Below are 12,575 nucleotides of genomic sequence, written 5' to 3'. Positions count from 1 at the left end.
ACCGACAAAATACCGCTCATCAGCTCAGTGAGCAGGGTACAAATCGCCATCTGCAATGGTTTATTCGGAAACGGTGGCAGACCTGCCAGGACTCCTGCCTGCACGAGGCCTTCGCCAGTGGTTACCATCGTCGCAACTGTGCTTTGCGCAGTGCTACAAATCTTGTCAATCGAAGTGCCACATTCTTCTGCCGACTGGCTGGCGTCACCCGTGGCCGTACTCATGTCGTCAGTACATTTTGTCGCTTTGTTCAGCTTGGAGTGCATTGCCTGGGGCGCAGCGCCATCACTAGTAGAAGCCAATGCTTTGCAGCTGTGAGTTTCCTGCTTCGCCGTCGACTTCGTACTTTTCGAAATGCTCTTGAGGTCTTTGCTGAGGTCGTTGAGCGCCTGCGTGTCCGTTCCGTCAGTTGCGCTGGCTGATTGCGAAATCTGTCGGATATTGCTGTGCCAGGGCGTCGGTACGGAGCCAGCAAGCTTTGCGCACTGTGCTTCCAAGTGCGACACCTTTGTCATGTCGACCGGGGCAACCATTAGTACTGCCCACCAAAAACATCGGCGGTGTCGGTATCGGTGTCTGAAAAAGCACCAGCTTGCTCATGGACTCCCCAACCATGCAGCTGCACCGCAACCCCCAGTTCAATGCCGCGGGCTTGCAAGGAAGCTACCTTCGCCGCAATGAGGATTCCAGCATCAGTGAAACCGGCACCGGCGGCTGCCGACGGAAATTCTGGCAGCGCAGCATAAGCCATGCTGATGGCATCGCCTGCCACTTGGAAATCTTTCCCAACAGTTTGGCCAGTAGCAATATCGAACTCAATGTGCCCGCTATGGCCCATCGGCTGTGAGCTATTCATTTCTCCCCCTAGAACACGAAAGTTGCACGCCTTATTTGACGTGCAACATCGCTAAAAGGTTCCAGGCAGACTCCGAATAGTTCCTGCGTCGTGGTGGGGCTAAACCTGCGCGACGACGGCGGCCAATCGTCCGGCAACGCCACGTGCGGTTTCGGGATCCTTCGCCTCCACCATCACGCGGAACAATTCCTCAGTACCTGATGGGCGCAGCAGCACACGGCCGGTCGCACCCAATTCAGCTTCCGCCTTCGCAAGCGACTCCTGCACGGCAGGCGAATCCAGAATCAGTGCCTTATTCGGCACCGGCACGTTGATCAGCGTCTGCGGCAATACCGACATCACACCAGCAAGCTCGGCCAGGGACTTCTCGGTTTTCGCCATCTGCGCCATAATCATCAAACCGGTCAAAGTACCGTCCCCGGTGGTGCTGTAACGAGGCAGCACAATGTGGCCTGACTGTTCGCCGCCCAGGCTGTAGCCGCGGGCATTCAGCTCCGCGAGCACATACCGGTCACCCACCTGGGTGGTCACCAGTTTGATGCCGACGTCCTGCATAGCCAGCTTCAGCCCCAAGTTCGACATCACTGTCGCCACCAAAGTGTTGTGCCGTAGCGCACCATCTTCGTGCATGGCTACAGCGAGCAGCGCCATAATCTGGTCGCCATCAATAACATTGCCCATGGAATCCACTGCTAGGCAGCGGTCAGCATCACCGTCATGCGCAAGTCCCAAATCCGCGCCGTGTTGCAATACCGCCTTCTGCAAAACGTCAATATGCGTAGAACCACAGTTGTCATTGATGTTGAAGGAATCGGGCTCATTGTGAATCGCCACGACTTCGGCTCCGGCGGCGGCATAGGCCATCGGAGCGGCATCGGAAGCAGCACCATTTGCGGCGTCAACCACAACTTTGATGCCATCAAGTTTGGTCGGCACCGCCTGCGACAGGTGCATCAAGTAGCGTTCGAGTGCATCTGGTGCTTCTTCAACAATGCGGCCGACACCAGCGCCGGTAGGGCCAGTTTCATCGAGGGCCAGCATCATCCGCTCGATGGCGTCTTCAACAGTGTCATCGAGTTTGTGGCCACCAGCGGCGAAGAACTTAATGCCATTGTCCGGCATCGGGTTGTGGGAGGCGGAAATCATCACGCCAAGGTCCGCACCGTAGTCGTCGGTCAGGTACGCCACCGCTGGGGTTGGGATGGAGCCAACGCGCAGCACGTCGACGCCCTGCGATGCCAAGCCGGCCGAAATCGCGGCGGCGAGCATTTCTCCGGACACGCGTGGGTCGCGGCCGACGACGGCGCGTGGTCGGCGACCAGATGGGGTTGATTCGGATGTCAGCACACGGGCAGCTGCTGCCCCCAATCGCAAAGCTAGCGGTGCGGTCAGCACCTCATTTGCCTTGCCTCGCACGCCGTCTGTTCCGAATAGCCGAGCCATCTTTGCTCTCAACCCCTTTGCCGGTGGATATTAGAAATAGGGTACTCCCTCTACATAGCAAATGCCCCACCCAACCCGCGTGGGGTTGCTGTGGGGCATCGCACAAGCTGGAAAACCAGTGGTTTAACGCTTGGAGTACTGAGGTGCTCGACGGGCCTTGTGCAGACCAGCCTTCTTGCGCTCCACTGCACGAGCGTCACGGGTGAGGAAGCCAGCCTTCTTCAGTTCCGCACGGTCGTCAGGGTTGAACTCGTTCAGTGCACGAGCAATGGCCAGGCGCAGTGCGCCTGCCTGACCGGAAGCGCCGCCACCGTTCAGGTTTGCCTTGATGTCGAACTGACCTTCGCGCTCGATCAGAACCAGTGGGTCCTTGATCAGCTGCTGGTGCAGCTTGTTCGGGAAGTAGTCGTCCAAGGAACGGCCGTTGCAGGTGATTTCGCCGGAGCCCAGGGTCATCTTCACACGCACGATGGCGCGCTTACGACGGCCCACGGTCTGGATTGGGGAATCCATGCTCAGTGGTTCAGCGACAGCAACCTCTTCGGAAGCGTCCACAGCAGCTTCAGCAGCAGCAACTGCCTCGCCGATGGTGGAGGTTTCCACGGCAGCTTCAGCAGCAACCTGAGCTGCAATCAGCTCTGCGTCGACTGCTTCGACTTCGTTGTTCACGTTTTCGTTGTTGTTTTCAGCGTTGGTCACTGGGCCACCTGCTTGATCTCGTAGGTCTCAGGCTTCTGGGATGCGTATGGGTGCTCGGAACCCGCGAAGACACGCAGCTTCTTGATGGAAGAGCGAGAGAGCTTGTTGTGCGGCATCATGCCCTTGATGGCCTCTTCAACGACGCGTTCTGGGTGCTTGTCCAGGGACTCGCCCAGGGTCAGGGTGGTCAGACCACCTGGGAAACCGGAGTGACGGTAACGGAACTCGCGGTCACGCTTGTTGGAAGAGATTGCAACCTTGTCAGCATTGATGATGATGACGTTGTCGCCGCAGTCGGTGTTTGGTGCGAAGATTGGCTTACGCTTGCCACGGAGCAGGTCCGCAGCTACGACGGCCAGACGACCAAGCACAACATCGGTAGCGTCGATGACGTACCACTTGCGCTCGATGTCACCGTCTTTCGGGTGAAAAGTAGACAAAAGAACTCCTTGAGTTTGTCCATGAACTGCCAGCCAGAAACGCGCAGGTAGGTAGTCCGTTCCGGCGGCCGGTGGAGACCCGGTGGACTGCTGCAGCGACCACTATGGGCCGCGCACCTATGCACAGTTGATTAACACTACCGTCCCACCTGCTCAGATCCAAAAAACCACCGCTTGCCACGTGGGGCTCTCCCCTTCCCCAGGCGGCACTGCGATGGTTGGATGTGTCTCGTCCGTTAAGACCAGGACTGTGCGGCTTTGTTATTCAGGTCGCTCATTCGTTCACTGCCGTTGCGAACTGCAGTGGCAATTGTCGACAGCACAGAGTTCAGGTCTGCGGCTGCGGTGTCCCACTTTTGTTGTGCTTCGGTGTAGGCGGTGGCGGAGGAACCTTCCCAGGTGTCCACCATTGGCTTCAGGTCAGTCTTCAAATCGTCAAGAAGCCCATTGATTTTGGTGACGGTGCCGTCAATGTCGCTGGCCCCGGTTTCAATACCGGCGAATTCGTAGCGGATTTGGTCGCTCATGGTTCTCCTTCGGTGCGGTGTCGCAATAGTGCGTGCGTGTTGGTCGCGGTGGTTACAGGTTCAGGTTCGACGAAGCGTTGTTCAGCTCGGTGACGTTGTCATCTTCACCGGAGTCGAAGTCAGCCGAGTTCGCGCGGATAGTTTCCGAGATAGTGTTCAGCGCTTCGGACAGACGCTTGGCGGCGTCGTCCCAGTCGATCATCAGCTGGTCAAACTTGGTTTTCGCGGAGCCAACCCACAGGCCAGCCAGCCCGTCTACGGTGCCGCGCAGTGTCGTTAGTTCAGTTCCAATTTCGCCGTTGACCCCGTCGACGCGGCCAGCGGTCACATTCATCGTGCTGGTTTCGGTAGTAAAAATCTGTGCCACGATGTCCCCCCATTTTTCCTCGCTATGTCGCCGCAGTGTCCCTACGACGGAACGCAGCAGGTTTCTGCTTGGTTGCGCGTCCGATTAGATAGACGTACCCCAGTGCAGAAGGGTTCCCACTAATTCGACTATTCGGACTCTTCAGTCGTGGTGGCACTGGCAACGGCCTGCTCACAGACGCGCCGCAGCTCAGTAGTCAATCGACCGCGATACTGACACCCCACCGAAATCTGCTGGTCCCCCACTAGCCGGATATGCCACAGCACTTCAGAACGATCATCGGGCTGCTCCCGATAGGTAGCCACCATCACCGACTCAATCGTGACCTCCGGCCTCAGCTGCGACAACGTCACCTGACCGGACACCAACCGCTCTAACTCGCCCACCAAATCTTCGTGATCAATGCCTGGTGTGACGGGTTGCAGCACCCCCATCACCCGCATCGGCAAATCCTGTTCACTGACCACCACCAGTTTGTCGGAGGTGCGTTCATCGCGGCGCCACCCCGACGGGAAGCTCATCGTCAGTCCTGCCCCCGAAATACGACTACTGGCATTGCGGTTCGGAGTAGTCGGTTCGGAAGCCGGATCAACAGTGCTGCTTGGCACCTCAAAAGTACTGCCCGGTGCAGTGGGATCGGCGCCATCGCCAGAGTGTGCTGAGTCGGCTGGCTCCGTAGCCGCTGCCGAAATAACCTCCGTGCTGCCCGTTGTCGAACCTGGCCGCAGTAATGTGAGCAAACCGCCACCAATCAGCAGCACAATCACCCCGATAAGCGCCACCGGCCACCACGCTTCAACCAGCCCGCCAACATCGACTGAACGTTTCATATCTTCAGGACGTGGCCGCAGCACCGTCGGCTCAACATTCATCGTCCGTGCTCCCGCCAAGGTTTTGGCAGCGTCAGGACTGTCAGTTTCTGGGCGGTCGGAGTCGATGTCCTCGAGTTCTTCGTCAACATCATCGTCGTGGCGGTAATCGTCAAAAAGCGGGACTTTTCGGTCAGTCAACGTGTGGTCCTCCAATACAAACGCAAGAATTTTTCGGCGATGCAAACTAGTCGCCAGTGCAGTACAAGGCGACAATTCGCCATAGAAAATGATCTCGGCCTCCGCCAGGCCCGGCGCGCCCAAGTCTTCTGCGAGCAACTCGATACGCTCAAGTAGCTGCCCGATGCCTTCCGGAGTGGTGAGCAAACTGCGGGGCAGATCAAAAAACAGGCGACTGACATGCGCCCCATCCTGGAAATCAAGCGCGGTGATAGTCAGACATGTCGCCTCAATTTCCACCAAATAGCTCGCCGGTGCCGTCGGCGGCTCCAACCTAGCTACTCGCTCGGCCAGCGGTACTGCCCGCACCGCCGGGGACGGTGACGTGGTGACGCCCGGCACATCACTGGCCGATGCTGGAAGCTGTGCCGTCAGATGGACCTGAAGCATACGCTGCACCATCCGACTGCGGCGCGCCCCGAATCGGGTCGGCACCACCACCGCGACGGTGTCCTGGCGATGCAGCGACGACAACACCTGTGTGGTCAGTTGCCCGGTGACGCTGCGACGAAAAGTCTTCGTGCCGAGCTCCCCCACCTCGCCGCCAATGTGGTGACCCGCAGCGAGCACCCACTGTGTCTGTGCTACCCGTTTCATGCCGTCGCCTCCGTCTGGGCAACATGAACGACCCGCGCGCCGCCAACGCGGGACACCCAGATGCCGCGCCCCGGTGGTTGTGGTGTTGGTGTCACACCGCCAAAGAGCTGACCGTCCTGCCGAGTGCCGTCCATAATCAGCGCAGCGCAGGCGTTATCGCGCAACGCAGCCAGTACCGGCTCATGCATTGCCCGTCCCAAACCTCCGGTGCGCCGAGCAAGGACCATCGAAAAACCGATATCCCGCGCATGTGGGATGAGTTCGGCTAGCGGGCCAAGCGGATTGTTCCGGCCCATCACCAAGTCAGCGTCATCAACCACCACAGTCACTTCCGGGCCCTGCCACCAACTACGGTTCTTCAGTTGTTCCGCGGTCACATCCGGTCCAGGGAGCCGACTGCGCAGCACCCCAGCAAGCTCGGCGACCATGTCAGCGGCTTGCCCCGCGGCCCCGGCATACCCGGCCAGATGCTCCGGTGGCACTTCTCCCAGCAGGCCACGGCGGTAGTCGATGAGCAAAATCCGCGACTGCGCACTGTCCCGGTGCGCCACCATCCCGCGCAGCAAGGTCCGCACCGTGGTGGTGCGGCCGCAGCTCGGGGCGCCGACGACCACCAGGCCAGGTTCCTCCTGCAGGTCCCACAGCACCGGTGCCAGCGCTGTTTCGTCGATGGCCAGTGGGATCTGGTGTGGCGTCAGGTGCACCTTTTCGTCAATAAGCAATTGGTCTAGGTCCTGCGGCCGGAAGGTATCCGGCAACATCCGCACCTGCGGCACCTGCTCGTCACCGCGGCTGCGTGCGAAGGCGGCGACATGGGCGATGTCTTCACCGGCGCAATCAGCAATGAGGAAGTGCTTTTCATCAGTTGTAATGCCGCGACCAGGAAGCTCCGGTACCAGTGCGGCGACTTTGCGGTTGACCATCGAGTCCATGGCTTCACCGAGCCGCAGTTCAATACGCGTGCCGAGCAGGTCGCGGATAGCGGGGCGCAGCGCCGTCCACCGATGCACCGTCACCACCAAGTGGATACCAAGCGAAAGTCCGTCTGCGGCAAGCGATGTGAGTTGCTCCTCATAGGCGAAGTAGTCTTGGCGCAGCGTCGCCCACCCGTCAATAACCACCACCGCGTCCGGCAGACCCGCGTCCCGCGCCGTCGCCATATTCGGCCACCCATGCTCCCGGAACAGCGCTTCCCGTTCCGCTCGCAGCTGCAGCACCTCCGCAAGGGTGCGCCGCAGCCGGTCAGCTTGTCCGCGATGCGCCACGCCCGCCACATGCGGCAACCGCGACAGCATATCTAAGCCACCGCCCGCAAAGTCGACAATATATATGTGCAGCTGCTGGGCTGAGGTCGTCAGCGCCAGCGACGTCACCAACGTGCGCAGCGCAGTGCTCTTTCCCGAATGCGGCGCCCCAACAATCGCCACGTGACCGCCGGCGCCGCGCAAATCAATGGTCAGCAATTGTTGCCGCTGTTCCTGTGGCACATCCACCATGCCAATCGCCGCAGTCAGCGCAGACATATCAGCGTCCGCAATGTCCGCGAGGCCAATGCGTTCTGGCAGCGGCGGCAACCAAATTTGGTGCACGTGCCCGCCGCGGGTCCGCAGCTTTTCCACCATCACATCGAGCACGACGCGCGGTTCGGCGTCTGAAGTGACGGCATCCGATTGTCGAACTTCTCGCGGAGGCTCACTTGGCTTCGGGGCGTTGACCTTTGCCATTGGGCCGGCGGTAAACAGTACCGGCCGGTTAATGGTTGCGGCCGTATCGTCTGCTTGTTGACGGTGCGAAGCCCGGGGTCGCACTGGCCCTGACACATAACTCGCTTGGAACCTAGTGAGCTGATCCGCACCAGATTTGATGAAGCCCGCGCCGGGCTGCGCCGGCAAATGGTACGCATCGGGCACGCCCAACACCGTGCGAGACTCGGTGGCGGAAAATGTTTTCAACCCGATCCGATATGACAAATGCGAATCCAGTCCGCGCAGTCGACCTTCCTCCAGCCGCTGACTAGCGAGCAATAGATGCATTCGCAAACTGCGGCCCAGCCGACCAATCGCCACGAACAGCTCAATGAACTCTGGTTTTTGGCAGAGCATTTCTGAAAACTCATCGACAACGATGAACAGTGCTGGCAGTGGTTCCAGTGGTTTGCCTTCGGAGTCGGTTTCCCCGCGTGCTCGAGCGGCTTCATAATCTGCGACAGACGAATAGTTTCCAGCAGAGCGCAGCAATTCCTGCCGTCGAAGCATTTCACCGGAGAGGGCATCTTGCATTCGGTCGACCAGAATCAGCTCATCCGCCAAGTTGGTGATGACAGCGCTGGTATGTGGCAGTTCTTCTAGCCCAAGGAAAGTGGCGCCACCTTTGAAGTCGACTAGGACTAGGTTGAGCTGGTCTGGGGAGTGTGTCGCCGCGAGTGACAAAACGATGCAGCGCAGCAGCTCCGACTTTCCCGACCCGGTTGCCCCAATGCATAGGCCATGTGGGCCAACCCCACCCTCGGCGGTTTCTTTGATATCCAAATACAGCGGTTCGCCGGTGGCCTGCAGCCCGATCGGGGCGCGCAGTCGCGCTGAGCCGCTGCGGGGCAACCACAGATTCTCCGGGTCGGTGTCGTCGGGGTGGGCGATACCGAGCATGCGGTGTAAGTCGCCAGAGGTTTGTGTGACCACTTCTCGGTCTGCGCCGCTGCCTGCGACTGCGTACCGGGCAAGCCGGCGGGCAATCACGTCGGCCCATAACGTCGATAAGCCATCTGCCTCGGCGAAATCTTCCACACCGGTGGCGGTATGAGCGTTTAAGCGGCCAGAATCTAAACTGCAAAACAGCCCGTCGACTAGTGCCCACTGGCCAATGACTGAGCCTTCCGTTGCGGCGATTTCCAGAAATGTCACGGGGCCATCGAACTGCAATAGTTCCTGGTCCGCGGGGTTATTCGGGTCCACTTCGTAGCCGTCAACCACAATGACCACCGCGACGACCTCCTCCGGCAGTGTGCGCAGCTGCGGCAACAAATCCGCGGCGGTGTGAGCACGAATCCGGGCGGTACCGCCAGCATCGCCGTGCGTGGGGTGATTATGGTGCGGCAACCACTTGAGCCACTCCCACTCCGGAGCCACACCCAAATGCGCAATCACCACCTGACTCGGCGCATGGAACGTGGCCAGCGATGCCAACATCGCGCGGGTCAAGGCACGGGCGTCGGTGGCTGGACCGGCCAGACCAATGAAGCGGAACGCTGCCAACGATACGCCGACCGGCACACCATCGACCGTGCTCATGGTGCGGATCAGCTGGCGCAGCGCCACTGCACTCACCGGCTCCAAATCTTCCGCCGGTGGTGTCTCCGGTACCGTGAGCGGCGCCGAATTTAGCTGTGTTGCCACGCCAACGCGCACCACGATGAAGTCCGGATCCTGCGCGTCACGTTCCCACATTCGGCGGGTGCCCGCAAAAGTCCACAACACTTCTGGGTCTGGTGCGTCGTGGAGCTCCGCCGCCAGCTGCTGCGTGGCTTGGGTCTGCACAGTGTCTGACACCGCGGCGAGATGGCGATGATACGTGCGCCTCTGCCGGTCAATGTCCTGCGTCGTAGGGCCGCCACCAGCAAGCATGCCGACCATAGACATCAGCATCATCATGGGGAACAAAAAGCCCATGGGGCTGCGGGCGGTACCGGACATGACAAAAAGCGCAATCATGCCAACCACCGCCACCACCATCACCAGCGGCATCAACTTCTTATACAGCGGCACCACCGCTGGCGGCGGCAACTGCGGCGGCGGATCTGGTGTCACCGCGCCTGACGGCAATGGCGGCGCCGCAACCCGATCGCCGATTTCGACAAGAATCTCCCCCGACACGAACGTCCCCCTCGAAGTGCTCGACGTGCCCCACAAACTAACCCCGCCATGGCTGACCAGACTTCCCCCGAAGCCCCAGCGCATGGGTGTGAGCAAAACCCTACTATGGGCACGCGACTGGCGCAGACCACAGTTTTTTGGGCGTAAAGTAGAGGCCATGAGCCAGGCAGAAGTTCCCGTGCACATTGACGGATTAACCAAACGTTTCGGCAAAGAAGTCGCGGTAGACAATGTGGACCTGACGGTGCATCGCGGCAGCGTCCACGGGTTCCTTGGCCCCAACGGCGCCGGAAAATCCACCACGCTACGGGCGCTCCTCGGGCTGCTGCGACCAGATGCGGGCACCATCCGACTACTAGGAATCGACCCCACAGTGGACCCGGCTGCCGCCACCAAGAAAGTGGCGTATGTGCCCGGTGACGTGGCGCTGTGGCCGCAGCTCACTGGCGCGGAAGCACTCGCAACGTTGGCGAAGATTCGAGGCGCCGACAGCGAAGCGTTTCGGAAGAAGCGTGCCGCATTCGTGGAGCGATTTCAGTTGGACCCGACGAAGAAAATCCGGCAATACTCTAAAGGTAACCGCCAAAAAGTCATGCTGGTGGCGGCGTTTTCCGCTGGTGCAGAAGTCCTCGTCTTTGATGAACCGACATCTGGCCTCGACCCACTAATGGAACGCGAATTCAATGCTTGCGTCCGCGAAGCCCGCGACCAGGGCGCTGCGGTGCTGCTGTCCAGCCACATCCTGTCAGAGGTGCAGGAGTTGGCCGACGACATCACGATCATTAACGCTGGCCGCATTGTGGAATCTGGGTCGCTGGCCGAGCTGTCGCACCTGCGTGGCTCCAGGCTGACGTACACGTTGCCTGATGGCCACCGCGTTGAAGACCTTGTCGATCGAGCTGAGGTGCCGGGCCGTCTGCAAGCCGCCTTGGCCGAGGGTGCCACGGACATCACGTGCACGGAGTCGACGTTGGAAGATATTTTCCTCAGCCACTACCACGAGCAGGCACGCTGATGACCACCCTCATCGACACTATGTTCCGCACCCGCCGCAGCTTTTTGCTCGGGTGGTTACTATCACTGGCTGCGTTGGTACTGCTCGGCGGCGTGACTTACCCGCAGGCATACCCCAGCGACCAAGACCTGCAAACCCTATCTGCGGATATGGCGAGCAATGGTGGGCTGCGCGCCATGTTCGGCATCCCCGCTGCGAACGTGTCCGTCGGCAGTTTAGTGGCCTGGGAAATTGGCATGTTTGTGCTGATTCTGGGCTCTGTCATGGCGATTATGCTCGCCATCGGCCTCACCCGCGGCTGGGAGGATGACGGCATCACCGAGATTGTGCGGTCTTCCGGGGTGTCCCGGCAGTCCCCGACCTACGCCGCCGCCATCGTGTCCGTGGTCAGCTGCGCTCTGCTCGGCGTTGTAGTCACTGCCGCATTGCTACTATCCCGGCTGTTCACGGACGATATTTCAGTGACCGGGTCCGCGCTTTTCGGCGTTGTGGTGGCGGTGTCCACAGCCACTGCCGCTGGGGTTGGGCTGCTGGCGGCACAAAGCTTTCGCACTGCCCGCTCCGCTAAGTTGGCGGCGCTGGGTTGGCTCGGAGTGATGTATGCCATCCGCGCTGTCGCCGACATGTTTGAGATTGAGTGGCTGCGCTGGCTGTCCAGCCTCGGCTGGCGCGATGTCGTCGGCGCGTTCGATACAAATAGGTGGTGGCCGCTGCTCATTATGGTTGCGGTGGTCGCGCTGTTGGTCACCGCCAGTATCCTCACCGCTGGTCGGCGTGACCTCGGTGACGTGTGGCTGGCCACCGATTCGTCAACAAGCACCAAACCACACACCGTGCCCGGCATGACTCGGCTTGGCCTTCGCCTTCGCCTGGAACGGCAAAGCGTCATCGCGTGGGGGCTGGTCGTGCTGGGGATGTGTGCGATGTACGCCGGGATGACCGGGGAGATGACGAAGCTGCTGGCCAGCTCCCCGCAAACTGAAGAATTGGTGCGGCAGATGGGGCTGGCCGACGACCTTGAGCAGATTTACCTCACCCTCATCAGCACCGTCCTAGTGGTGCTGCTGTGCTGCATGATTGTGCAGTTGATGACGGCGATCGGGACGGAAGAAAAGAAGGGCTTTGTGACGAATATGTGGACCGCGGGGGTGCGGCCGCCACAACCACTATTCGACGCGGCGCTTGCCACCTCGTTAGCTACCGTCGGGATTATGGCGGTGACAGTGCCGGTGATGGCGCTGATTGTGAACCAGACGGCCACTGATTCTGGGTCCGCATCCTTCGCCGCGCTGAGCATGTTGGGGCAGCTCCCAGCAGCGGTGGCGGTGCTTGGGCTCTCGATGCTGCTGACCGCTGCCGCGCCGCAGATGGCGTGGCTGGCGTGGGTACCGTTGGCACTATCCGGTCTATTTACGCTGTATGGGGCGCTGTTGAAGTTCCCACAATGGCTGCTGGATATGTCGCTGCTGGCGCACCCAATGTATGACTCGGACGGGTGGCATTGGGTTGGGCCAGTGGTGCTGGTGATCATCGGTGTGGTGGCGGCGGCGCTGGTGCCGATGGTGATGGCCCGGCGCGATATGGCCGGGTAGCTGGTCGCTACATGGCTGGGTAGCTCAGCTGGCGGGTTCGAGTGGCGGATTGGCGCGGGCTGCGTCACAGTGAGAAGCAATGACTGTTGGGGGACAGTCATCGTCACGTTTCAGGGGGACA

At 60.3% G+C, this 12,575-nt stretch carries 10 protein-coding genes; 2 read left to right on the top strand and 8 right to left on the bottom strand.

The features are described from left to right. Window positions 1-532: 532 nt before the first annotated feature. The 8 genes from A3EC_RS0101260 to eccCa form a co-directional block, all read right to left on the bottom strand. Entirely contained in the window at window positions 533-856 is a 324-nt protein-coding gene (locus tag A3EC_RS0101260; RefSeq protein ID WP_040427868.1) for a hypothetical protein, read from the bottom strand. 99 nt (window positions 857-955) lie between these two features. Beyond that, the gene (gene glmM, locus A3EC_RS0101255; protein WP_018023341.1) at window positions 956-2,299 is read right to left on the bottom strand and encodes a phosphoglucosamine mutase; all 1,344 of its coding nucleotides are present in this window, start codon (window positions 2,297-2,299) and stop codon (window positions 956-958) included. A 123-nt stretch (window positions 2,300-2,422) separates the two neighbouring features. Next, window positions 2,423-2,998 (bottom strand): 30S ribosomal protein S9, encoded by a 576-nt coding sequence (gene rpsI / locus A3EC_RS0101250; protein WP_018023340.1) that lies wholly within the window; start codon window positions 2,996-2,998, stop codon window positions 2,423-2,425. Then, complete coding sequence (gene rplM, locus A3EC_RS0101245; protein ID WP_018023339.1) at window positions 2,995-3,438, bottom strand: 50S ribosomal protein L13; 444 nt, start codon at window positions 3,436-3,438, stop codon at window positions 2,995-2,997. Before rplM ends, rpsI begins: the two co-directional genes overlap by 4 nt. Window positions 3,439-3,674: 236 nt before the next feature. Next, window positions 3,675-3,965 (bottom strand): WXG100 family type VII secretion target, encoded by a 291-nt coding sequence (locus tag A3EC_RS0101240; RefSeq protein ID WP_018023338.1) that lies wholly within the window; start codon window positions 3,963-3,965, stop codon window positions 3,675-3,677. Between the two features lie 52 nt (window positions 3,966-4,017). After that, window positions 4,018-4,332: a WXG100 family type VII secretion target gene (locus A3EC_RS0101235; protein WP_018023337.1), complete on the bottom strand. Its 315-nt coding sequence runs from the start codon at window positions 4,330-4,332 to the stop codon at window positions 4,018-4,020. Between the two features lie 128 nt (window positions 4,333-4,460). Further along, complete coding sequence (locus A3EC_RS0101230) at window positions 4,461-5,978, bottom strand: type VII secretion-associated protein (protein WP_018023336.1); 1,518 nt, start codon at window positions 5,976-5,978, stop codon at window positions 4,461-4,463. Further along, the gene (eccCa, locus tag A3EC_RS0101225; RefSeq protein WP_051060964.1) at window positions 5,975-9,847 is read right to left on the bottom strand and encodes a type VII secretion protein EccCa; all 3,873 of its coding nucleotides are present in this window, start codon (window positions 9,845-9,847) and stop codon (window positions 5,975-5,977) included. Before eccCa ends, A3EC_RS0101230 begins: the two co-directional genes overlap by 4 nt. 157 nt (window positions 9,848-10,004) lie before the next feature. Here eccCa and A3EC_RS0101220 point away from each other — a divergent pair, with 157 nt between their 5' ends. Both A3EC_RS0101220 and A3EC_RS0101215 read left to right on the top strand, forming a co-directional pair. Then, a complete protein-coding gene (locus A3EC_RS0101220) occupies window positions 10,005-10,862 on the top strand; it encodes an ABC transporter ATP-binding protein (protein ID WP_026162061.1) in 858 nt (285 codons plus the stop codon). Further along, complete coding sequence (locus A3EC_RS0101215) at window positions 10,862-12,454, top strand: hypothetical protein (protein WP_018023333.1); 1,593 nt, start codon at window positions 10,862-10,864, stop codon at window positions 12,452-12,454. Before A3EC_RS0101220 ends, A3EC_RS0101215 begins: the two co-directional genes overlap by 1 nt. The last annotated feature ends 121 nt before the right edge of the window (window positions 12,455-12,575 follow it).

It is taken from the genome of Corynebacterium ulceribovis DSM 45146 (genome assembly GCF_000372445.1).
GTDB lineage: Bacteria > Actinomycetota > Actinomycetes > Mycobacteriales > Mycobacteriaceae > Corynebacterium > Corynebacterium ulceribovis.
This window is presented reverse-complemented; position numbering and strand designations above follow the sequence as displayed.